Genomic DNA, 24,831 nt, shown 5'->3' with positions numbered 1-24,831 from the left:
AAATATGGATAATGTAATACGGTTAGAGTTTGAAAAGTCTTTAAGTGGGCTTGCGGGTTATGATTTTGGGCTTGCGGTTTATTATGAACAGATTGAAAAAAAAGTGAATTTAGAGGGAAAAAATATTTTAGTATTTCCTGATAATGTTCAAAGAGTGGCTTCTTCCTTTACTCAGGGATTGTTTGCTGAGATTGTAAAAAAAATCGGATATGATGGTGTTGAGAAGAAAATAGAAATACGGGCAAGAACCAAAGAATTAGCATATAGAATTTACGAAGATTTGATTTTTTAGGAGAAACATATGGATATTTCATTATATATTTCCGTTTTAGCTTTAATTATCTCTATAGGAGTTCCATTTTTTGAATATATTTATAATAAGAGCTTTAATAATATAAATATTGAAGTATCATATTATGATGAAATATATAAAGACTATTTGATTAATAAAATACCAATTTCAAGAATGAAAATTCAGTTATCATCTCAGGGTGAAGTGCTGGGTATAGACCAATTTCTGGATTTGTTGAGAGAAATCAGAAGAAATTCCCTGTATTTTAAGTTTCGTAATATAGAGTTTTACTCGGAAATATTGTCATTAATACAAAGATTGGAGGATGAACTGGTTGTTGCAGAAGCAAAAATGAGTGTAGCTCAGTATAATAAGTTATCTGTACGAATTGATTCGATGATAAATGATATTTATGAAGAAATTATAACGACTTCCAGAGGAAAGTCTGTTTTTGACATTTTTTAAGATAACCATGAAGTTACAATTCAGGACGGAATTATACGATCTGTGCCATTGGCGTTGTATTGTTTTACACTTCTTCGCTATAATAGCCCTAATCAATAGCGGCGCATACAAAGCGTCTGGAAGAAAGGGATGAATATATGCATAGAGTGAAGAAACTTACGGCGTTGATTTTGGCACTTTTATTATGCCTGGGAAATGTGTTCCTGTATGTAGGAGAAGTACGGGCTGAAGATTTCCCGGCAGAAGAAGTGACGGAGGAAGCGCTGACGGAAGAAGAGACAGCAGAGACAGCAGTGTCAGAAGAAGAAATGGCAGAAGAGGAAGCAGAGAAAACGACAGAAGAAACGTCAGAGGAAATGACGGAGGAAACGACGGAGGAATCTGCCGGAGAGGAAGCGGAAGAGACTGTTGCAGGAACAGATGAAGTTGTGGCAGCTTCCAGCCTTACGGGAGCGACGATGCCGACGGGGCAGTTTGTCTATATTTACTATAATGGCAGTGACCGGCAGTATCGGTGGAATATCAATAATACCGGCGTGCTGAAGGGTGAATGTGTACATCTGGATGACAGGAATGGAAGTAACTGTAAGATGGGACTTGGCAGCGTATATGAAAATGGCGTGCAGTATTATTCAATTATGCATAATACATGCGGCTTTTATATTGATTCAGAAGGCGATAATGACAAAACAGGAGAGGTACTGCATCAATACGAGAAGAAGATTCATCAGGATAACCAGAAGTTCCGTTTTGTTCCGGTTGCAGGAAAAGAAGACGTGTATTATATCATGTCGAAAAAGGGAGATAACAGTAACAAATCCCTCTACATAGGCCTGGAGAATAATTCGGTAGCAAAACATACGAAGATTGTTACGACGAGTACGCCTACGGAATGGTATGTGAGCACGAGGGATTACGATGAAACTGCTGCTATGAAAGGCGGCGAGGCGAAGTTCGCGCAGGATGGGCCGGTACTTACGTTCAACCCGGAAGGATACATTCGGGACATCAATATCCAGAACGATCATCTTTCCGTCGATGGAAGCGATCTGCATCTGTATTATATCGGGACGGCCAGTAAATTTAAAGCGGAATGGAACGAGAAGTATCAGGGTTATTATCTGCGTCAGAAGTCGATGGATGAGTCGGACGATGTGATGGATCTGGTATGGGATGTGGAAGGCATGAAGATGGAGTCGGATACGCAGATCCATATGTGGAGCCGGAAAGACAACCATCCAAGCCAGATATGGCGTTTTATCCCGCAGGAAGATAATGTATATTACGTTTATAATGCGTACACCGGAAAATATTTGTCGCTGAGGGATAAGAAGGATGAAGACGGTGTGAAGGTCGTACAGAGCGAAACACCCATGCGTTGGGAAGTGAATACACTGGATCTGGTGCAGCAGACGACAGAATCTGCGAACTGGATGTCTCGTTATCCGGACGAGTGGTCTTTGGGACAGCTGAACATACCCGGAACGCATGATACCGGTGCGACAAGGATGCGTGGCGGCAATGTGGTTGCGGATCAGAATTCAACGATCCAGTGCCAGCAGTTGTATCCGGATGAACAGTTGAATATGGGAATCCGTGCGTTTGATGTGCGCTGTGATCCAACGGACGGAGACGGCGATCCGGATATCGTACATGGGGATTCGCTGTTCCAGTGTGAGAACAGAGATGGCTCATCTATGTCCTTGTCCGACATTATGAATGCGGCGAAGAATTTCCTGTCTTACCATCCGACAGAATGTGTAATCGTGACGGTGAAATCAGACGTCTGGCTGGGCGCTGGGGATGAAGGCAATGTGGCAAAGGCAGTAGCGTCCTATGTTCAGGATGAAGAATATCCGCTGTGGAGGGAGAACAGGATCCCGACGCTGGGAGAGGCAAGAGGAAAAGTCATTTTGCTCCGCAGATATGGGCTGGGCAGTTATACCCTTCCGGACGGCGTGGAAGAATGGGAGCTTGGCTTTGATCTTTCTTCCTGGGACAATTTTGCCTATGATTCACAGAAAAACGAGCTGGAAATCTTCAGCATGGATGTGGATGACGGAGACGAGCATACCATTACCAGAAATAAGGTATATGTACAGGATTATTATGAGGCAGACGATGAATATACGAAGATGGAATGGTTTTATGGAACAATAGACCATGCAACCAATAACAACATAACCCGTAAAGTATATACAGAAAATGATAATACGATACAGCAATATGCGTATCTGTTTAACTATACGACGTCGAAGGATTCGCTTGGACGCGCAAGATCCACGAATAAATTGATTATGGGAGACTCTGAGAATAAGATTGAACCGTTACATATCATTGGAATTACGATGCTGAACTATGCCGATTGTAAGACTGCCGAGAAGATTTGGGAGACAAATGTGATAGTACCGTCCTTTATGGGAGAGCAGACGTTGTCGAACGAGGAGCATGGAATCAGCGTCAGCGGGAAGATACAGGAAGGTGCGAAGCTTGTGCTTGTACCGTTAGAAGATACGAGCACGGAGTATCTTACATTGAAGAATGCGCTGCAGTCCGGTACTCTTTTGCGAGGCTGGCGTTTTGCACTGGTATGTGAGGACGGAACAGAAGCTGACTGGGAAGGCGAGCTTTCCATCAGCATAAAGAAAGAGGCGCAGGAGAAGCTTGAGAACCTGAGTGTATATCATCTGAATGATGCCGGAGAGTGCAGCAAACTGGATGTTAAGAAAGAAGGCGAACATCTGATTTTTTCCGTAAGTACGCTGGGATGTTTCGGTGTAGCGCAGGATGAGGATATCAGTAAAGTATCGAAGCCTGATAACAATAATGGAAATACGGGAACCAGCGGTAACAGCACGCAGAAGCCATCCACGGTGAAAACAGGGGATACGGCAAATGTTCTTCCGTATATCGGGCTTCTGCTGCTGTCCGGTGCGGTACTGATCTTGTGTGTTGTGAGGAGAAGGAGAAGGGCATAAAAAGACACAATCTTTTATGCATCAGGGCTTTTTTTGCGGAGCATAATGTTTGCTGTAAATGTTTCACCGTCATGGGTGAACCGGCAGCATCCGCCGCCCTTTTCGGCAATCCGGCGGACGGACTGCAGTCCTACGCCGCTGCCTCTCCTTTTGGAGGACTGAAAGATTCCGTTTTTTTCAGTTACGGTTCCTTCATAAGTATTTTTTACGGTCAGAAGCAAGATCTGGTCGGAATGGGGGCAAGCCTGTACTTTAATTTGTCTTTTGGCAGGGGAAGTACGCAGGCTTGCCTCCAGTGCGTTTTCAAGCAGGTTGGAAAGCACAAGGCAGAAATCCATCTCGGAAACCGGGAGCGGCGAAGGCAGGTCAAGCTCCATGGAAAAGGGAATATTATTTTTCCTGTAAAGCATTCCGTAGTGTCCGGCAACTCCGTCAATGGCAGGATTATCACACAGATTCAGTCCGGCTTCCGGGATGCTTTTCTGTGCCTTGGCAAGATATGTTTTCAGCGTGTCCCATTCCCCGCGTTCTGCGAGGGAAGAGAGTGTGTGGATGTGATGCCGCATGTCATGGCGTACCTGGCGTGTTTCTTCAATCGCTGTCTGTAAGTTATCATATTGTGTCTGCTGCATGGAAAGAAACTGATTTTCCTGCTGCAGCCGGACGTTGCGATTCAGGCTCCTTGCCATAAGGTAGAACAGAGTATAGAACAGAAGCATCAGGATAAGGATTGCTATGCTGATAACAATATAGATTAGCATGATGCGTCCATATTTCATGTTTTCCGGATAGATTGGATTGATAAAGAAATTCAGTCCGATAAAAGTCAAGGGCAGTATCCAGAAAACATACCATGTCTGCGCAATATTTTCATCGTTTAGAAGCGTGTCTGCAACCCGGTCGGCAGGAAACCATGCGAGAAGTGTGAACGCCCAGCATAGAAGATGGTATAGCAGGAGAGCGCGGAAACTGAACCAGGGGGAGCCGTTCCCGGAGGCTGCCGCAAGGTCAGAAGCTCTTGCCAGATTACTCAACCAGGTATAAACGGCGCAGATGGCAAGAAGAACATTGACGGACTTCCAGCGGGAAATATTTAGGCTGTGCAGGTAGCCGATTCCGATAATCAGGATCACGGCGGGCATTGCCCATAGGGTTCTGGCTTTCAGCATATAGCAGAGTATTCCGGCTGCAGTGCACAGGAAGACTGCCAGCGGGAACATCCGGACAAATATCTTGACGGGACGTACCCGGTAATGCTCCTTCATAGGGAGATATGCAAGTAAAAGGCCGGGAATGATAACAGCAAATTCAAGAATCGGGCGAAGAATATCCGGCATCATATTCCCCTCCTTTTGAAAAGAAAATCTCCGAAAGCCATCCGGGCAGATTTCCGCAGATTGCGGCTGACAGTGATGGCTTCTTCATTTTCCATAATAAAGTCCGTACCATTAAAATCCACCGCATGTTCCATATTGGCGAGAACGCCTCTGTTACAGAGAAAGAAGCGTTCATCCTGCAGGTCTTCGGCGAATTTGCCGAAGGTTTGGCGGGTGGTGATTTTCCGGTTGTCAGTGGTATGTGTGTAAATCTGGTGTTGATAATGCTCTGCATAAATAATTTCAGAAAAGCGAAGACGCTGGGTACCATTTGCAGACCGGACTTCGATGTATTTGTCCGGTTTTGGCATTCTGTCAATGATCTCATCCATCAGTTCCTGAAAATCTTTATCAGAATACGGCTTTACGAGATAGTGAAGCGCCCGGACGCGGAAACCGTCAAGTGCATGCTCGGCGGAGGTGGTGGTAAATACCAGCATACAATCCGGGTCAAAGAGCCGCAGCTTTTTGGCTGTCTCTATACCGTTATCTTTTTTCATGTAAATATCCAGGAACACAAGGGTGAAAGGTTCCTGTGCAGCTTCGGCGAGAAATTTCCTGCCGTTTTCGTATTCGGAAATATCTGCGTGTATGCTGTGCCGGGCAAGCTGGACTTCCAATCTGCCGTGCAGCGTACGGCGGTCAGCAGCATCATCATCAACAATGGCAATACGCATTCTCATCCGCTCCTTTCGAGTCATTTGTGCCTATTATATCACAGATTCGGAATTTGGGAGCAATGTTTGTTTTATGAGATACAATTGGTGATGAAAAATTGCGATTCATGCTATTCATATTGTGAAATTATTCATTTTTTATATAATTTTAATTAAAAGCCAGGTATTGCAGAAGGCGGGGGAGGTGCCATATGTATCGTATCGTGATTATAGCGGAGAATTTTGATTTTGGAGCCAGTCTTGCCGGATGGACGGAGCGCTTTTTTGCCGGGAAGGGGTTGTTCCCGCGGATAGATTTGTATGAAAGTGAAGAAAAGTTTTACATTGAACTGAGAGAGAAAGCACCGGGAGGCGTGATTATTGCCCTCCCGGGGGTGGCGGGATTGAATGCCGCTGAACATCTGCGGTCTTTGTGGAGCGAATGTGGTTTGATCTGGTGCAGTGATTTAGATTTTTCGCTTCATGCGTACCGCCTGCGAGCTGAGTATTTTATAAAGGCGCCGTTTGTGGAGACGGAGCTGGCGGAAGGGTTATCACGCTGGATGAAGAACAGGCGATTTTAGAGTGAAAGGGGTTTTATATTTATGAAAAAGAAAATAATTGCGGCGGCAGCGGTGGTGGGTGTAACGCTGCTGATAGGAATAGGAATTGTTTGTTCTATGCCGGGGGAAAATGAGCCGGGGACGGCGATTGTTCCCAATCCAATGCCGGAAAGCAGGGTAGAGAAGAATCCGTACCTGGCGTCGGGGGAAGCCATTATCCATAACGATAATTACAGCAGTGATGTAACGAAGGCAGTGGTTCCGTTAGGAATCTATACGGAGCTGAATGAATCGGTTGACAAGGAAGGCGTGCAGGCGCCGCCTTGTTTCTTCTATGATGATTACGGCAATTGTATTACGTCTCTGAACGGAGGAGCGGCAATCCGCATTATGGATGGCGAAGAGATTGTAACCGTTGGAAGTTTTATTCCAAGGAGAGATGATCCCGACCCGCAAAATCCTGAGGCAAGTCCGTATGCATTGCAGATTTCTTATTCATTTGTAGATGCGCTGGGTAATCTTGTTGTGCCGACGAATCATGGGCATATTCTGATGCTGAAGACGACGGATGAACTGGGAGAACCGCTGGCTATATTCGAGAAGACGCTGGATGTAGATGTGGTTTCTGTGGCGAAAGAGCAGTTGGGACAGGAGATTAACGACGATCTTTTGAGCCTGATTTTCGACTATGAAGGAAATCTTTGGTTTGTTACCGGAGGATTCCGTATGGATCCGGCAGTAAGCGCAGATGGATTTACCGGTTACCTGGAACGAGAATATATTGACAGGGTTTTGGCTGGTGAGTCGCCGGGGGTGGGAGAGTATCTACATTGCATCAGGCTCTCCGCGGGTGAAAATGCGGAGAATGGTATTTCTTCTCATCCGGAAGGAATGGTACTATTGACGAACAAAAATTGTATGCTGCTGCGTGCGGACGAAAAGGAAGTGGAGACTGTATGGTCTGTGGGATACCAAAGCGACGGTCTGAAAGTGGCGCCGGAAGGCAGCGGGATTACAGGCAGCGGCCTTGCCTGGGGCGGCGGCTCTACACCTACATTGACAAATGAGCTTGTTATTTTTACGGATAATACAGAGACGGTTCATCTGTTTGCGCTTGATATAAAGACGGGAGAAATTGTAGCGCAGGCGACCGTTCTTGAGAATCTGGAAATGCCGGTGTCCGTAGAAAATTCGATTATGGTTTATTCGCCTGACAAGGATCTGACTACCGTGCTTGTCTGCAATTGGTGCGGAGCCGGTAAGGCGGATATTGAAGATTCTTCCGTGCAAAGCTACGACAGCATTTACGATGAGAACTGGATTAACAGTGGCAAGGACGGTTTGCTTCCGGGTATAGAACGAATGGATTTTGTGCGGGATGCCGATGGTTCCTACCATGCTGAAAAAGTCTGGGTAAGGGAAGACCTTACGGATACGGCGATGGTGAAGCTGTCTACTGCGACAGGGTATTTCTATACGTATACGCAGGATCCGGATACGGAAATGTGGCAGTTTATGGCACTGGATTATGATACGGGTGAGACGGTATACACATGGGATGTGTCAGAGGATATAAAGTATAATAATATGGCAGTTGGGCTGATGCAGGGATTTACGGGCAATACTCTGTATTGTCCGACAAATAATATGGTTCTGACAAGGATTCAGGACAGGTTTGCTTACCTTCCGGAAAAACCGGAGAAGGATCTGGATTTAAACCGTATGGAGCGGTTCCGGATGCAGAAGGAAGAGTTCCGGGAGGAAACCGGGGAAGAGTTAGAGCCGGTATCCTACCTTTGCTCGGCAGAGATTGATGAGGAAGACGGAGAAGTTGTGCTTGCATATCGTGTGAACGGACTTTCAGGAAAGAGTAGAGACCTGCGGCTGTTTGTCAGGGATAAGGAAGGCAGCCTGACGGAGGCAGAGGACTGGGAATTGACGGATGAGCAGGGAAATGCAGTGAAAGGGAAGCTTGAACAGGAAGTGATTTATGAAGTACGCATGAACGTCGTGGACGGCGACGCCTTTGACCTGGAAGATGAGGCGGGTACGATAAAATCAGAAATCATTCTTGCACAGTAAATATTTGTATCATTGAACCGGGATTTTTAAATGGGCTGCTTTGCGCAGCCCGTTTTTTGGTCTTGAGCCGTGGAAGAAAAAACCGTATAATAGATGAAAGTAAGATATGGAAAAGAGAGGTGGAAATGAGATGGCCAAATACGTGATGGCGCTGGATGCCGGCACTACGAGTAACCGGTGCATTTTGTTTAATGAGAAGGGGGAAATGTGCAGTGTGGCACAGAAGGAATTTACCCAATATTTCCCGAAGCCGGGCTGGGTGGAGCATGATGCGGATGAGATCTGGTCTTCGCAGCTTGGAGTGGCGGTGGAAGCTATGACGAAAATCGGAGCGGAGGCTTCAGATATTGCGGCAATCGGAATTACGAACCAGCGGGAGACGGCAATCGTGTGGGATAAGAATACGGGAGAGCCGGTTTATCATGCAATTGTGTGGCAATGCCGCAGAACAGCGGAATATTGTGACAGGCTGAAGGAAAAAGGGCTGGCGGAAAAGTTCCGCCAAAAAACCGGACTGATGATTGACGCTTATTTTTCCGGGACGAAGATTAAGTGGATTCTGGATCACGTGGAAGGAGCGAGAGAAAAGGCAGAAAAAGGGGAGCTCCTTTTTGGTACGGTGGAGACCTGGCTGATTTGGAAACTTACGAAAGGAAGAGTTCATGTGACAGATTATTCCAATGCTTCCAGAACACTGCTTTTTAATATCAATACACTGGAATGGGATCAGGAAATTCTGGAGGAGCTGGAGATTCCGGCGTGTATGCTGCCAAAGCCGATGCCTTCAAGCTGTGTATACGGGGAGGCAGATGCTGCCTTTTTGGGCGGCAGGATTCCCATTGCCGGAGCCGCCGGAGACCAGCAATCTGCGCTGTTTGGACAGACCTGTTTTCGGCCGGGAGAAGCGAAGAATACGTATGGAACCGGATGCTTCCTGCTAATGAATACGGGCGAGAAGCCGGTATTTTCTGAAAATGGACTGGTTACAACGATTGCCTGGGGGATGGATGGTAAAGTGAATTATGCGCTGGAAGGCTCGATTTTTGTTGCGGGGGCTGCCATCCAGTGGCTGCGGGATGAGATGCGGCTGATTGATTCTGCGGCAGATTCTGAGTATATGGCGCAGAAGGTAAAGGATACCAACGGCTGTTATGTGGTTCCTGCATTTACCGGGCTGGGAGCGCCCCACTGGGATCCGTATGCGCGGGGAACAATCGTGGGTGTGACCCGGGGAGTGAATAAGTGCCATATTATTCGTGCGACGCTGGAATCGCTTGCTTATCAGGTAAATGACGTGCTGAAAGCGATGGAAGCGGATTCGGGGATAACATTAAGCGCGCTGAAGGTAGACGGCGGAGCCAGCGCCAATAATTTCCTGATGCAGACGCAGTCGGATATTATAGATGCGCCTGTGAACCGTCCGCAGTGTGTGGAGACGACTGCCATGGGCGCCGCCTATCTTGCGGGGCTTGCGGTAGGTTACTGGAGCAGCAAAGAAGACGTTATTAAAAATTGGGCGATTGACCGGACCTTCCTGCCGGATATATCTGAAGAAGAGCGGGAAGGAAGAATAAAAGGCTGGAATAAAGCTGTCAGATACGCCTATGGCTGGGCAAAAGACGAAAATTTATTATAGACATATTTTGTAAAGTGTACTAAAATAATACTATTGACAGAAAATACGGAGGTTAGAGAAATGAAGGGAAATGTTATTGTAGGACAGTCCGGCGGACCGACAGCAGCGATTAATTCCAGCCTGGCAGGAGTTTACCGGACAGCGAAGGATCGTGGGGCGAAGAAAGTCTATGGTATGCTTCACGGAGTACAGGGGTTATTACAGGAGAGATATATTGATCTTTCTGAACATATTAAGACAGAATTGGATGCGGAACTTTTAAAGAGAACACCGGCGGCGTTCCTTGGTTCCTGCCGTTATAAACTGCCGGAGATCCATGAGGATAAGGCAGTATATGAGAAGATTTTCAAGATTCTGGATAAGCTTGACATAGAGGCTTTTATTTACATCGGCGGCAACGACTCCATGGATACGATTAAGAAATTGTCTGATTATGCGATTATTACGGGACATCCGACAAGATTTGTAGGATGCCCGAAGACGATTGATAATGACCTTGCACTGACAGACCATACACCGGGTTATGGAAGTGCGGCAAAATATATCGGTACTTCCCTGAAAGAGATTATCCGGGATGGTTTCTGCCTGGAATATCCAAAGGGGCTGGTAACAATTGTTGAAATTATGGGACGTAATGCAGGATGGCTGACAGGCGCTGCTGCGCTTTCCCAGGGCGAGGACTGTGACGGACCGGATTTGATTTATCTTCCGGAGATTACGTTTGACCTGCATCAGTTCAGCGATAAGGTAAAGCAGCTTCTGGAGAAGAAGCCGTCTGTTGTTGTTGCGGTATCAGAAGGTATCCGCACCGGGGATGGCAACTATGTATGTGAGCTTGGCAGCAGTGTGGATTTTGTAGATGCATTCGGACATAAGCAGTTGTCCGGGACAGCGTCTTATCTGGCAAGCTTTATTGCAGGCGAGATTGGATGTAAGACCCGTGCTATTGAGCTGAGTACTTTACAGCGTTCTGCATCTCATGCGGCATCCCGTGTAGATATTCTGGAAGCATACCAGGTAGGCGGCGCGGCTGTGAAGGCAGCAGATGAAGGCGATTCTGGTAAGATGGTAGTTCTTCAGAGATTGTCTGATGATCCATATCAGTGCGGAACAGAGGTAAAGGATGTTCACAAGATTGCAAATGATGAGAAGCTCGTTCCGAGAGAATGGGTAAATGAAGAAGGTACCTATGTGACAGACGAATTTGTTGCATACGTGAGACCGTTGATCCAGGGAGACGTATCACCGGTTATGGTAGACGGAATTCCGAGACATCTTTTCAGATCTTACGATATGTAACAAAATTGTAACAAAAAAGAGCTTGATTTTTCACCTCGATTCGATTAACATAAAGAAAAAGTTATGTAATTTTGAATCGAGGTGATTTTTTGTCCAAAGAATATGAGGTGTTAAAATTTGTTACAAGGGGAGAGAGATGCTATGTCGGCACGGATTATATTCGGGGAGAGCCGATGCTGCTGTGGCTGAAGCATCATTCCTGCGTTCCAAAGGAACAGTTATATCGCTGGATGCAGGAGATGATTGGTAATCTGGCGTGTTTTCACAAGGTAAGAGGGAATCCCTGTTATCAATACGTGAATCCGTACAGTATGATCGTCGATGAAGAGGGAAAAGTACATTTGCTGGATCTGGGAAGCAGAAGGCAGGAAGAGCTTCTTCTTAAGATGCAGAGACGGGGAATAAGGGAAAACTTTTTGTCCCCGGAGAATCAATATTATCAGAAGGCAAGCGTTGAGGAAGATATATATGGTCTTGGCAGGACGTTCCAATATATGCTTTCAACGGCAGAAGCTGAGCCGCCGCTGTCCGGGCGGGAAGCGGCATCCTTTCGGAAATTCATTTCGCGGTGTCTGAATAAGAATTCTAAAAAGAGATATCACACAGTTCGGGAAATATCAGAACATTTTCCAGGAAAAAGAGAGAAAAAAGAAAAGAAGAGATATTTGCTGTATATAGCGGCACTGGTAGTCATAATTGCCGGAGCAGCCTTTTTTCTGAAAGAAAAGAAAGAAGTATACAGGGAACATCCGGCAGAGACAAAAGTTCGGGAAAACAAGACTCAGAAGGAAGATGAGAATTTTTTGCAGAATTATGAGACGATGATTTTTGATATGGGACTTCTTTATTTTTGGGAGATGAAAGATTACCAAAAAAGCAGGGAGATTTTTGGGCGGCTGGAAGAAAGCGGATTGGCATCCGATTATGCCTTGCTGTGTGAATTTCTGTTGAATCCGGAGACCGGGAGGCCGGACCGGGAATTGGAGCAGCTTCTTGCCCGGATAGAGGAAGAACTGCCGGAGGAAAAGGCCGAAGGAGATATTCGTTATTATCTGAGTATATTGAAAGGATATGAGATTCTGGATAACGAGGATGCGGAAGATGCAAAGATAAGGCTTGCCGGGAAGTGTATCGCTATGGAAGAATGGAAGGCATCGGATACAGGGCATGAGAAGGAAAAATACTTAAAAAAGGCTCTGGCGTCGGCTTATGATAAAACAGCAGAATGGGAATCTGCCGTACAACAGTACAGTGAACTGCTTGCGATGGAAGAAGAACCGCAGGAACGGGTGAAGCTGTTTCATAAAATTGCAGTATTATACGACAAGCTGGACAAAGTAAATGAAGCGATTGCAAGCTGCAAAGCGGGACTGGAAGAGACGGGGACGCCGGAACTTGCGAATCTTCTTATCAGGCTGCAATGTGCAGAAAGCTCCATTGACCGCCAGATTTGTGCAGAGACGATTAAAAAATGTCTGAACGAGATACCGGAACTGGCGGAAAGTGAAGAATTTAAAAAGCTTCAGCAGGAATATGAGATAAGAATAGAAGGAGAACAGGTATGGGTGGGGAGATAAAAAAGAGGCTTTTCCTGTTATTGCTGGTTCTTCTGGCACTGTACCGGCAGCAGAAATTATTTGCCGTTGAAGAGACGCCGCTTGGAAAATATATTTTATATTGTACGGATTCTTACAAGAATTATCATTATTATACATCCTTGCCGGAAGTGGTTATACAGAATCGGGACGACAGGGTGTATACCGAATACAGGCTTGCTAACGGGAATGGCGGTTATGTGGAAGGAAGACTGAAAAACCAGGAGAAGATTAGCCTTCATGAAGAGTTTAAAGGAGAGAAGAATGTATTGACTGTGTGGATGGAGGATAGGGAAGGAGAGCGTTATGAGGAGCAGGTGCTGGAAATCCGCCTGGATCAGGAACCGCCCCGGACGCAGATACTGGGAGCGGATCATCGTATGGCCTCGGCCGGTAAAGTGGAGCTTACATTTCTGGCAGAAGATAATTGTGAACTGGATACATGGGAGGTTTCCATATTATGGAAGGACGTGGAGGGAAACGAGAGTTATCTATCCGCCGAAGATTGGAAAGAAACGGGCGGAAGAAAGAGCCAGGTAAAAACATTGGAACAGGAAGGGGTATACCGCATAGAGATGTATGCTGTAGATAGGGCAGGACAGGAGAGCAGGGCGGATACGCAGGTAATTATTGACAGGACGGCTCCGGTGATTATGAAAATTAAGGATCTGAATGGAAAATACATGCGCCAATTCTGTCTTTCCTCTCCGGTGGGGCAGTATATGAAAGATGCCACAAGCTGTACCTGCGAAATGCAGCTTGATGATAAACTCTATCGCTGTGGGGAGAAAGTGACCGAAGAGGGGATGCACAGGCTTCGGATTACGGCAGAAGATCTGGCGGGGAATCAGACAGAAGAGAATGTGGAATTTATTATAGACCGTACGCCGCCTGAAATTCTGGTTTCGGGAATTGAAGAAGGGGCGGCCTATAAGGAGTCTGCGGTGGTTCAGGTGAAGCTCAGAAATCCGGCGGACAAACTGGAGCAGGTTTTGATTAACGGAGAAGAGATGCAGGCTGACGGCGGCCGGAATGTGTGGGAATATCAGATAAGTGAGCCGGGAGAGTGGGAGATATTTGTGCTGGCGGAGGATAAGGCGGGAAACCGGGCAGAGAAGAGCATTTTATTCAGGGTTACAGAGGAAGACGAAGGATATTCAGGACAAGGCAGGAAGCTGCTTTTGGCGGTGGGAGCAGCGGCAGCAAGCATTTTTATGGGAGCCGGGATGGTAAAAATCAGAAAAAAAGAATTTCGTGAGTAGGCGGGATTCTTTTTTCTTTGTATTAATTAAAGAAATTGACAGTTTTTTTCGTGCAAAGTATAATATAAATTAGTGGTTGAGGGACTGAAGTTATTGACGAAGGAGTGAATTCTATGTTTTTGGGAATAGATCTCGGGACGACATATTCTGTGGGAAGTTACATTGCAGAAAATGGAGAACCGAAGGTGATTATTAATACCGAAGGAAATAATGTTACGCCATCGGTGGTGTATTTTGAAAATAAAAATTCTGTCGTTGTCGGCCAGGCGGCAAAGGATAACAGTATTATCTGTCCGGAGAATGTGGTTTCGGCAGTGAAAAATTATATGGGGAAGAAGCAGGTCTTTGAATCTACATATGGTGAGAAATATACGCCGGAAGTGATTTCCAGTTTTATTTTAAAGAAGATTGTCGGTGATGCCAATATCTATCTGAACCCTGAGGAACCTATCAAAGATGTGGTAGTTACCATTCCTGCGTATTTTACAGATGCCCAGCGAAAGGCGACGGAAGATGCGGCAACCATCGCGGGACTGAATCTTCTGGGAATTCTCAATGAGCCTACGGCTGCGGCTCTTTATTATGCACATCAGACAAAGCTTAAGAATGCGAATGTGTTGGTATATGATTTGGGCGGCGGCACCTTTGACGTTACGATTATACATATTGAAGGTGAAGATATCGTTGTGAAGAGTACGGGCGGACTTTCTAAGGTCGGCGGCAGATTCTTTGATCAGGATATTGTAGATTATGTGTGTGAATATATTGATGATAAATATGATGTGGATCTGGAGGATGAAGAGTATCTGGATGCCTATCAGGAGCTGTATGAGCGGGCTGAGAAGGTGAAAATCCAACTGAGCAATCAGCAGAAAGCTTATATTGCAGTTCGCGCGGGCAAGGTCCGGGAGAATGTTGAGATTACCAGAGAATTTCTGGAGAAGATTGTCGGTAAGCTGTATCAGCGGTCAGAATTCGTGGTAAAGAAAGCGATGAAAGATGCAGGACTTGATTTTTCAGATCTTGATAAAGTGATTCTAGCGGGAGGCTCCAGCCGTATCCCTTATATCAAAGAAAAGCTTGAGAAGCTGGTAGGTTTTGAACCGTCCAGGGAGGTGAACCCGGATGAGGTGGTCGGCCTGGGCGCCGCTCTTTACGGAGAGATTACAACGAAAAAATCCGGAAGTAAGAAAAAGACAATACAGGATGTCTGCTCTCACAGTATCGGAATTGTCACTCTGGATGCCAAGACCAGCAAGAAGATTAACTCCATTCAGATTCACCGCAATTCTGCAATTCCGGCAAGCGTTACGAATACATTCCGGACGGCTGTGGACGGACAGAAGGGAATTGAACTGTCGGTGACAGAGGGTGAATTTGTAGAGCTTACTGATGTTACGATTATCAGCACAACTTATCTTGCGCTGCCGGAGGGATTGAAAAAGGGAACCAAGATTGAGATTAAGCTTCAGTTGGATGCGTCACAGCTGATTCATGTATTTTTAAACATTCCGTCGGCACAGTTTGAAAAGGAATTTTCTTTTGAGCGGCAAGCGAATCTGAGTGAGGCAGATATAGCGAAGCTGACGGGACTTATTGCAGATTATGAAGTAAACTAACAAGGAATTGCGCCATGGATGAGACATTAATCATTAAATATAAAAGAGAAAATAATTACAGGGAGATAGCCAGGCTGGCTAAGACTGAGACACCGGAAAGCCAGACGTCGCCGGACATCGTGTTTGCTGTGGCAGAGGCATATGAAAATCTCAGAAGTTATACAAAGAGTATAGCGTGGTATCGGAAATACTGCGATCTGGAGCCATCAGAGGAAGCCTATGGCTTTCTGATAGATGTATGTTTTGGCAACCATGATTATCAGAAGATACAGGATATTTTAAAACAGATGGAAGAGGCGGGATACACAGGTTATTATTACCGCGCGGCCGTCTATGAGCTGGGACATATAGAGAAGAAACCACTTCAGAAACAGATAGAAGATATTCAGGCATTTTTAGATGAGCAGGAAGATGAGAACTATATGCTCTATCTTGCGGCGGATTATGTGGAGGCAGGAGAAGAAAAGAAAGCGTCCAAATTGTGTAAGAAGCTGATTCGTCTGTTTCAGAATGGAGAAAGCGTGGAATATGCCAAACGGTTTCTGGACGCGATTGGCGATGGGAAGGCAAAGGATTTCCTGAAACAGGATATCTGGGAAGCCAGCGGCGTCTATAAGCATCTGAAAGAAGAAAAGCCGACGGAAGAAAAACCGTTAGAAAAGCCTTCAGAAAGACCGTTAGAAAAGTCGTCAGAAGAGGATGCTCCTGCGGTAAAAAGCAGGAAATCGCTGGCGGATGTCCTGGGAATGCAGAAGAAAAAGAAAAAAGAAGAAGATACACTGCCAAAGCCGATTGAGAAGCATATGGAAGAGATTGTCGGTATGAAGGAGTTGGCCGGGGAACTAAATAATCTGTACCGCCTGCTGCAGTTCCAGAAGGCCCGCCTGAAGAAGGGCTTTGCACACAGCGCGGTAAACAGTAATTTCATTGTGTGTGGAGAACGGGGAACCGGGAAGACTGAGGCGGCGCATGTGATTGCCGGCGTGTTGTATGATTTTGGCGTATTAAGCAGTAAAACCGTTACAGAGACGGATTATACGAAGCTGGTGGCGAATACAGCCGATGAGACATTTAACAATATTAAGGATACTTTTGAGAATTCCATGGGCGGAGTCATCCTGATTGAGAATATTCAGGAATTCTATAGCGACAATCCTTCCGCCCCCGGAATGGATGCCGTGACACAGATTGAGAAAGCAATTCGGGAAGCGAATGGAAATGTTGCGGTGATTATCACCGGAGATAAGAATGATACGGATAAACTTCTGAAGGTGAAGTATAATTTTGAAGATTGTTTTATGAACCGGGTGGATCTGAAAGGATATTCTTTGACGGAGTTGTGTGAGATTGCCAAAAGAATTGCGGAGAAACAATCTTATATTATCAGTGAGGAAGCCGCTCTGGGGCTTCAGAAGCTGTTGGAGAGGGAGATGAAGCAGCCGGGATTTGAATATACCCGGACGGTAGAAGAAATTCTGGGCGAGGCCGCCCTGCATATGGCAAAGCGAGTGTCTAAGAAGCGGCATCTGAAGGACGAGGATCTGGTGTTGATACTGGCGGAGGATTTTGAGACGGGTGAGGAAACTGAGACTGTAGAAGAGCTGTTGCGCCAGTTGGATGATATGACGGGACTTCAGGAGGTCAAAGACCAGGTTCACAAGATGGTTAATACGGTTCTGATTCAGAAGAAGGCGGCAGAATCCGGTGTTCAGCGTAAGACGGGATTTGGCACAATGCATATGGTTTTCAAGGGAAATGCGGGAACCGGAAAGACCACGGTGGCAAGAATCATCGGAAAGATTTACAAGAACCTGGGAATTCTTCCCAATGGAACGCTGATTGAGTGTACCAGAAGAGATCTGGTGTCAGAATTTGTCGGTAAAACGGCAAAGCTGGTGCAGGAGAAGGTAAAGCAGGCGATGGGAGGTATTCTTTTTATCGATGAGGCTTACACGCTTTGCAAAGATGACAATGATTCCTTCGGACAGGAAGCAATTGACGCGCTGGTAGCGGATATTGAAAACTACCGGGATAATCTGGTAGTGATTCTGGCGGGTTATTCGGCGGATATGGATAAGTTTCTGAACAAGAACCAGGGACTGCGAAGCCGACTTGCGACAGAGATACATTTTGCTGATTATACGATAGAAGAAATGACGGCGATTTTTGCCCAGATGGTAAAAGGGAAAGGTCTGCATCTGGATATTGGCCTGGAGAAGGAGATTCAGAATCTTCTGAATGAAAAATCACGGGTTCCTGACTTTGGCAATGCCAGAGGTGTGCGGAATGTAGTGGATGAGGTGGTTCAGAACCAGAATGACAGGCTGGTCCGCCTGATGATGGAAGGCGTGAATGTCAGCAAAAATGATTATATGATTATTAAAAAAGAAGATATTACCGGAGTCACAAGTGAGGAGAGTGAATCAACGATAGAAGAGCTGAAAGCACAGTTAAATAGTCTGACAGGGCTTAACAGTGTGAAGAAGAAAGTTTCTGCCATGATTGACAGTACCATGATTGTCAAAGCACAGAAGGAAAAAGGGCTGAGCACGCAAGGCTACGGTACACTTCATCTGGTATTTAAAGGAAATGCGGGAACCGGAAAGACCACGGTGGCAAGAATTATCGGGCAGATATACAAGAGGCTGGGAATCCTGCCAAGAGGAGAAGTCTTCGTGGAATGCGGCAGAAGTGATCTGGTAAGCCAGTATATGGGCGAGACAGCGATTAAAGTGAAGGAAAAGGTAAAGCAGGCAATGGGCGGTATCCTGTTCATTGATGAGGCATATACCCTTTGCAGGGATCAGAATGATACGGCCGGAAAGGAAGCCCTGGATACACTTGTGGCGGATATTGAGAATTACAGGGATGACCTGATGGTAATCATTGCAGGATATTCAGCAGACATGGAGCAGCTGCTGGCGATGAATCAGGGATTAAAGAGCCGTTTTGCCAATGAAATTATATTTGAAGATTATTCTGTGGAGGAACTTTTGTCAATCTTCAGAGGAATGTGCAGATCCAGAGGACTGATTCTGGAGGAAAATATGGACGCGCTGATCCGCAGTGTCATCCAAAAACAGTCTGCAATGCCTGATTTTGGAAATGCCAGAGGTGTACGCAATATTCTGGATAAGATCGTAGAGCAGAGAAATATTCGGATTGCAGAATGGATGCGAAACGGAAGAGAGCTTACGGAGGAAGACTATCAGAGGATTCTGAAAGAGGATCTGGAAGGACTTGGCGGGGAAAGGGAACATACAGTTTCTGTGGAAGAATTGATGGAAGAGCTTCAGTCTCTGACAGGGCTTGCTTCTGTGAAGGAAAAGGTGCAGAAGATGATGGATTCCGTACTGGTGAATCAGAAGCTTAAAGAAATGGGACTTCCGGCGCAGGGCTTTGGCACGCTCCATATGGTATTTAAGGGAAATGCAGGAACCGGAAAGACGACGGTAGCGAGAATCATTGGCAAGATTTACAAGGCACTGGGCGTGCTTCCCAGCGGACATCTGGTAGAGTGCGGACGCAGTGATCTGGTGGCCGAATATGTAGGCCAGACCGCAGCAAAAGTAAAAGCTAAAGTAAAAGAAGCCAGAGGCGGGATTCTATTTATTGATGAGGCGTATACGCTGAGCAGCGGCGGAGCCGGTGACTTTGGAAAAGAAGCGATTGATACGTTGGTAGCGGATATTGAAAATTACCGGGATGACCTGATGCTGATTGTTGCCGGATATTCGGGCGAGATGGATCGGTTTCTGGATACAAATCAGGGACTAAAGAGCAGGCTGTCAACGGAACTTGTATTTGAGGATTATACGGCGGATGAGCTGTATTCCATTTTCCAGGGGATGCTGCACAAGAGAGCGGCAGTACTGGAAGAAGGCGCGGAACCGACGGCAAGAGAATATCTTGCGGAGAAATCAAAAGGCAGAGACTTTGGAAATGCGCGCGGCGTGCGCAATATTGTAGATAAGGTTATTGAGAATAGGAATGTAAGGCTTGCCCGTATGATGCGGGAGCATATAGAGCTGGATAAAGATATGGTCTCTACGATAACCAGAGAAGATTTTCAGTAAAGGAGAAGCGCTATGGAAGATTTGACAAAACAGAGAGAACAGGCTCAGACTCAGAAAGCAAAAGAGCAGGAACAGGTACAGACAGGCAGTGTGACAAGACGGTTTAACTTTTCTATGGCGGAGCTTAATGATGCAGAGAGACTTCTGCGTCAGCCCAGATCACAGGAATATCTGGCGATGTTTGAATTAATGGATATGCTGAGCTCAACGGACGAAGAAATTATCGAGATGCTGAAAGAAAATATGGATGAAGATGAGGCGGAAGAATTTGAAGAAATGTCCGATGAAGATATTTTGGAACAGATACGGGCTATTTTTCTGGAAGAATTTGCGCAGATTGAGATCGAGATGAGTTCCATTATGTTGGGCGTTCTGTCTAAATGCTATATTTCAGGATGCGACTGCCATGCTATTACGCCGGAAGGAAGCATTCTTGAGCATTTTAAAATAGATGAAGCAATGCCGGAAGGATATGAGCATGGAAGAATTGCGTTCAATAAATATCCGGATTGCAAATGTGTAGAAGTATATACAAATTGTTGTCGGGTCGTTATGTATGATGGCGAAGTAGTAGAAATTCCCAATACAGCGTTATAGTGGAGAGGCAGCAGGAAGGAGAGGAAAGGAAGATGGACAAAAAATTTTTGGAATCAATCGGAGTTCATACGGAGGATGGCTTGGCGGCCATATTGGAACAGTTGGAGGAAAAACAACTGGAGTATTTTGAACGGTTGGAGAATGTCAATGACTCGAAAAGAGAGGAAGAGCTGAAGCAGATTCTATCTAAAATCGAGAAAGCAACAGAATCCGTGAAGGAAGAATTGAATGCAATTCAGACGGCAATTATCGTTGATGGTCCGGAAGCTGAAAAGACGGAAAAGAAAGAGAAGAAGGCACAGCCGAAAAAAGAAAAGAATGAAGCATTGAAGAAAGACATCGAAAAGATGAAAAACCGTGCACAGCAGAAACCGGAAGAAAAAGCGAAGCCGGAGCAGAAGAAAGATACACAGCAGACGGTGAAAAACGGTGAGCGGAAGGATGCACAGCAGACCGCAAAGCAAGACGACCGGAAGGATGTACAGCAGGCTGCGAGGAAAGGCGATCAGGCGGATCCGCAGCAGACCGCGCTTTCAGCGGCGCTTCAGAATTACCAGAAGGGCGATTATAAGAGAGCTTTTCAGCAATTTACTGAACTGGGCGAGAAGAAAAAACATCCGGTTGCACAGTTGATGCTTGCCAGGATGTATGAGAAAGGTGAGGGAACTGCCGTCAACAAAGACCGGGCGGAATTCTGGTATAAGAGTGCGGCGGATGGAGGTAACCCGGATGCGCAGTATGCTTATGCGGTATTAATGCTGGCAAGCGGCAGCGGAACGTCGGACAATACAAATACTAAGACCGGAATGTCTTATATGGAAAAGGCGGCGGAACAGAATTATCAGGCGGCAATCGATAAGTACATTGAGCTGAGCCTGCAGGATGGCATGAATACCCAGTGGCTTACAAGAGCAATGGCATATTGTGACAGAGGAGCCAATCTTGTACAGGGTTCTTATGAAAAAGATCAGTATCAGAAGAAGAAAAAAGAACTGGAAGAGAAAAGAAAGCGGCTTAACAAAGCGAAGAATGCAGGAACATTGCCGACGATACTTTCCCTTATGGGAAATGTATTGTACGTGGTAAGTTTTGTTTATATGTTCTGGGGGCTGCACCCGAATTACACAACTATGGTATCCTTTTTTTCCAAGATACCAATGGCTCCCGAGAAATTGATTATTCCATGGCAGACGCTGACGGAATGGGCGTCAAGCGGAGGATTTTTAACGATTAACGGAATTTTTGCAATGGAACTTCTGGTAGTTGCAGCAGCGCTGACAACCATCGGAGCAGTCCATTCCCGTAAAAAATTTGCTAAAAAAATAAGTTCCCTTGTGCCGTGGGTAGCAGTAGCAATGACAGTATGGCATATTTATGTATGGCATACGGCGACAGAATATCTGAAACAGTTTGCGGTGAAGAGCTTTATTGCGTTCTTCGTACCGATTATAATCGGATGGGCAATTGGAAGTGCGGTAAAGAGTGTATTTAAAATGAAATAATGTACTTTTGTGTGGGGAAACCAGAGCAAGGCTTGTAGTAAAATTAATATGGAATTATAGATAGGCAGTTACCATTCACAGCACCCCACCAACATGCGCACTCGTCGCATCTTCGATGCTCCAGTCCCGCTCCTGACGGAGCTAAGACTGCTTATATGGGTGGGGTGACTGCTCCACAGGCCGGATTTGAAATTCAATATATCTTCTTACGTGCAAGCACGGCGAATCCATATTGAATTTCAAATCGGCTGTGAATGGTAACGATAGGCACATATTTGTGAAGCGAGGTAGCGAAAATGGAAAAAGACCCATTTAAGGAATATTTGAGAGAATCAGAGCCTGACAAAGCAGGAAAAGGTTACGCTTGGAGTACTGCAATCGGACTTCAGGCTGTGGATGGACTCAAACCGTCAAAATATTTGATAGATACTGCTATTCAAAACATTGAAGGCAAAATCACGATGAAAGAAGCACAGAGCCTTATTGACAGCTATTATGAGGAACGCCCTGTGCATTTGCCGGATGAGGAACGCACAGAAGAAGCAGATAAGGTTTCTTCTCGTATTGCACTGATACTTTCCGAAGCTGCATTTTCATTCTCCCCAAATGAGTATATTTCTATCCATCGCAAACTCTTTCACGGAATATATAAGCACGCCGGAAAAATCAGAGACTATAATATCACAAAGAAAGAATGGGTGCTTGACGGTGCAACCGTAATATACGGTAGTGCTTCGGAACTTAGAGCAACTCTTGAATATGACTTTTCACAGGAAAAAGACTTTAGTTATAAAGGACTTTCAATGGATGAAATTATACATCATCTTGCAGTGTTTGTTTCAAGACTTTGGCAAATCCATATTTTTGGAGAGGGCAATACAAGGACGACGGCGGTATTCTTTATCAAATATCTCAGAACGCTTGGCTTCTCCGCAACCAATGATATTTTTGCGGAAAATGCGTGGTATTTCAGAAACGCACTGGTTCGTGCCAATTATACTAATTTACAAAAAGGTATTCACGAAACCACGGAATATTTGGAAGTGTTCCTTAGAAATCTGCTTTTGAATGAGAACAACGAACTTCATAACAGAGATTTGCATATAAGTGGACTTTTGAATGCTGAAAAAGTAGACATTGAAAGTGTGCTTTCGGAAAAGGAAAATATAAATTCAAAAACGGATAATCAGTTTGAGTAACGGACAGAACGTCGGGAATGCTGATAAAGGGAGGATGCCGGGTAACCGCTTTATGCGGTTCCCGGCATGTATTATGAAAAAGTTTATTCAAAAAGTATTATCTACTAAGTCGTCGTTTTCTTTTGATGGTTATAGTATACGTGACAGCTGTGAAGAAATGGTGTTGAAGAAATGAAAGATTTTTAAAAGATAAATGAACAAATTATGAACGTGGGAAAGAATCAGCTGTGGATTGTGAATGACTGCCCGGAGAAGTTCCGTAACGCTTTTTATAAGAGCGGCTGAAAGCGCTGACAGACTGATAGCCCACAATATCGCAGATTTCTCTGAGCGTGTAGCTGCTGTGCCGGAGCAATTCGTGCGCATGGGACAGGCGAAGGTCGCGGATAAGTACAGAAAAAGAAACACCAAAATTCTTCTTTATCAGCTTGCTAAAAAAAGATTCACTGTAATGGAACTTCTCTGCGACATCTTTTAGCGTGATGGTGTTGTAATTTTGCCTTATATATTGAGAAAGTAGATTAAAATCGCAGTGCTCGCCGGATAACTGCTGACAGTTATAAAAGTGCGCTGTGTCGCTGTGGTTTCTTAAAAGTGTGGAAAAAAATAACAACAGGATGGATGTCATATTATGGTTATAGAAAGCATCCTTCATGCCAAGTTCGGCAAATAGATTCTGCAGGTAATTTTGCAGAAGCCATTCGTTTTCTGTTTGGAAAATCATGTAATTTTTTTCATTGTTTTGTTTTAGAGCGTTTCTGAAAAAAGCGGACAATAAAGTGTCTTTACTAAGCAGCGACCAGAAAAGGCTATTAAAGGTGGATTTCCTTACCATGATAGAAATGATGAAATCGTCTTTAAATGCCCGGATATTGTGAGGGGAATCCGGTGCAATTATCAGGAAAGCTCCTTCTTTTAGGGTCAGATGTTCATCCTCGAAGTAAAAATCTCCATTTCCATGATAGATATAATTTAGTTCAAAATGATCGTGCGTGTGAAAACCATCATTTACGAAAGGAAGATGGGTATAGACATTAATGTCCATTCCTTCTGTGAACAAAGAATCTTCCTGCAGGTAAAAATTGCCGAATCTGCCGGTAATATTCTGAGGGTGGGAGATTGGCGACGGATGTGTTGTTTGAAAGACAGGAATCCGCCCCACATAATCCCAAAAATCCTTGCAGGATAAGAAACCGGAATATTCCGGGTAACAAAAGGTATCTGTCTTGCGGGTTTCGGATAGAAGCGCAAGGGAGAGAGCCTTAGGAAAAGGCATGGTTGTCTGATTTTTTTCATAGTTTGCATATAAAACGGAACGGACGCTGCCGATATCTGTGACGGAAGCTGGTTTTTTCATAGCGTTCTCCTTCTGGATGATATAAAATATTGTATTTATATAATATGTTAAAATTATTTTTGGGAAAAAGCAATATTTTTGGCAAATATCATAAAAAGACAATGAAAAGACAAATCCTGCCATATTCCTTTTGGTATAAAAATGCTATAGTCTCTTCAATGAATGCATTCAAAAAAAGGGGTAGTGTAAAGTAGTCTATGAAAAAATGGAGCTGAAAAAATGGCTCCATCGGAACCTTGAAAATTGCAGATATATTAGCTTTTGGCGGTGTCCACCA

General features: G+C 45.1%; 17 protein-coding genes and 1 pseudogene. 14 read left to right on the top strand and 4 right to left on the bottom strand.

What is annotated here, in order from left to right:
• Positions 1 to 4 precede the first annotated feature (4 nt).
• The 3 genes from OCV99_RS10990 (at position 5) to OCV99_RS10980 (ending at position 3,735) form a co-directional block, all read left to right on the top strand.
• Complete coding sequence (locus OCV99_RS10990) at positions 5 to 292, top strand: hypothetical protein (RefSeq protein WP_158370576.1); 288 nt, start codon at positions 5 to 7, stop codon at positions 290 to 292.
• A gap of 9 nt (positions 293 to 301) precedes the next feature.
• Positions 302 to 757: a hypothetical protein gene (locus tag OCV99_RS10985; protein ID WP_158370574.1), complete on the top strand. Its 456-nt coding sequence runs from the start codon at positions 302 to 304 to the stop codon at positions 755 to 757.
• Between the two features lie 137 nt (positions 758 to 894).
• On the top strand, positions 895 to 3,735 hold the full coding sequence (locus tag OCV99_RS10980) for a phosphatidylinositol-specific phospholipase C domain-containing protein (protein WP_158370572.1): 2,841 nt from the start codon (positions 895 to 897) through the stop codon (positions 3,733 to 3,735).
• 14 nt (positions 3,736 to 3,749) lie between these two features.
• Here OCV99_RS10980 and OCV99_RS10975 read toward each other — a convergent pair whose 3' ends face one another.
• Both OCV99_RS10975 and OCV99_RS10970 read right to left on the bottom strand, forming a co-directional pair.
• The gene (locus OCV99_RS10975) at positions 3,750 to 5,075 is read right to left on the bottom strand and encodes an ATP-binding protein (protein ID WP_227193166.1); all 1,326 of its coding nucleotides are present in this window, start codon (positions 5,073 to 5,075) and stop codon (positions 3,750 to 3,752) included.
• Positions 5,072 to 5,788 (bottom strand): LytR/AlgR family response regulator transcription factor, encoded by a 717-nt coding sequence (locus OCV99_RS10970; protein ID WP_158370570.1) that lies wholly within the window; start codon positions 5,786 to 5,788, stop codon positions 5,072 to 5,074. Before OCV99_RS10970 ends, OCV99_RS10975 begins: the two co-directional genes overlap by 4 nt.
• Before the next feature lie 191 nt (positions 5,789 to 5,979).
• On the opposite strand from OCV99_RS10970, the gene OCV99_RS10965 reads away from it, so the two are divergent.
• The 11 genes and pseudogenes from OCV99_RS10965 to OCV99_RS10915 form a co-directional block, all read left to right on the top strand.
• A complete protein-coding gene (locus OCV99_RS10965; RefSeq protein WP_158370568.1) occupies positions 5,980 to 6,351 on the top strand; it encodes a response regulator in 372 nt (123 codons plus the stop codon).
• Positions 6,352 to 6,372: 21 nt separating this feature from the next.
• Positions 6,373 to 8,412 (top strand): hypothetical protein, encoded by a 2,040-nt coding sequence (locus OCV99_RS10960; RefSeq protein ID WP_158370566.1) that lies wholly within the window; start codon positions 6,373 to 6,375, stop codon positions 8,410 to 8,412.
• 130 nt (positions 8,413 to 8,542) lie between these two features.
• Positions 8,543 to 10,048: a glycerol kinase GlpK gene (gene glpK / locus OCV99_RS10955; protein WP_158370643.1), complete on the top strand. Its 1,506-nt coding sequence runs from the start codon at positions 8,543 to 8,545 to the stop codon at positions 10,046 to 10,048.
• A gap of 60 nt (positions 10,049 to 10,108) precedes the next feature.
• Positions 10,109 to 11,347, top strand: coding sequence for a 6-phosphofructokinase (locus tag OCV99_RS10950; protein WP_158370564.1), 1,239 nt, complete (start codon positions 10,109 to 10,111; stop codon positions 11,345 to 11,347).
• An 89-nt stretch (positions 11,348 to 11,436) separates the two neighbouring features.
• Positions 11,437 to 12,924 (top strand): serine/threonine-protein kinase, encoded by a 1,488-nt coding sequence (locus OCV99_RS10945; RefSeq protein WP_227193167.1) that lies wholly within the window; start codon positions 11,437 to 11,439, stop codon positions 12,922 to 12,924.
• Positions 12,909 to 14,204 (top strand): hypothetical protein, encoded by a 1,296-nt coding sequence (locus OCV99_RS10940; protein ID WP_158370560.1) that lies wholly within the window; start codon positions 12,909 to 12,911, stop codon positions 14,202 to 14,204. The genes OCV99_RS10945 and OCV99_RS10940 overlap by 16 nt, the downstream gene beginning before the upstream one ends.
• 113 nt (positions 14,205 to 14,317) lie before the next feature.
• On the top strand, positions 14,318 to 15,823 hold the full coding sequence (locus OCV99_RS10935; RefSeq protein ID WP_158370558.1) for an Hsp70 family protein: 1,506 nt from the start codon (positions 14,318 to 14,320) through the stop codon (positions 15,821 to 15,823).
• Positions 15,824 to 15,837: 14 nt separating this feature from the next.
• A complete protein-coding gene (locus OCV99_RS10930; protein ID WP_158370556.1) occupies positions 15,838 to 19,899 on the top strand; it encodes an AAA family ATPase in 4,062 nt (1,353 codons plus the stop codon).
• Between the two features lie 12 nt (positions 19,900 to 19,911).
• A complete protein-coding gene (locus OCV99_RS10925; protein ID WP_158370554.1) occupies positions 19,912 to 20,496 on the top strand; it encodes a hypothetical protein in 585 nt (194 codons plus the stop codon).
• A gap of 32 nt (positions 20,497 to 20,528) precedes the next feature.
• On the top strand, positions 20,529 to 21,998 hold the full coding sequence (locus OCV99_RS10920; RefSeq protein ID WP_158370552.1) for a tetratricopeptide repeat protein: 1,470 nt from the start codon (positions 20,529 to 20,531) through the stop codon (positions 21,996 to 21,998).
• A 296-nt stretch (positions 21,999 to 22,294) separates the two neighbouring features.
• Positions 22,295 to 23,176 (top strand): annotated as a pseudogene (locus OCV99_RS10915) (Fic family protein); the annotation flags it as partial.
• A gap of 223 nt (positions 23,177 to 23,399) precedes the next feature.
• On the opposite strand, the gene OCV99_RS10910 reads toward OCV99_RS10915, so the two are convergent.
• Together OCV99_RS10910 and OCV99_RS10905 are read right to left on the bottom strand one after the other, a co-directional pair.
• Positions 23,400 to 24,554 (bottom strand): AraC family transcriptional regulator, encoded by a 1,155-nt coding sequence (locus tag OCV99_RS10910; protein ID WP_262575451.1) that lies wholly within the window; start codon positions 24,552 to 24,554, stop codon positions 23,400 to 23,402.
• An 88-nt stretch (positions 24,555 to 24,642) separates the two neighbouring features.
• Positions 24,643 to 24,831 (bottom strand): hypothetical protein (locus OCV99_RS10905; protein WP_262575449.1); only part of this gene is annotated, 189 nt, incomplete at its 5' end.

The organism is Dorea acetigenes (genome assembly GCF_025567385.1).
GTDB lineage: Bacteria > Bacillota > Clostridia > Lachnospirales > Lachnospiraceae > Claveliimonas > Claveliimonas acetigenes.
The sequence above is the reverse complement of the archived record's forward strand: the minus strand, read 5'-3'. Positions and strand labels throughout refer to the sequence as shown.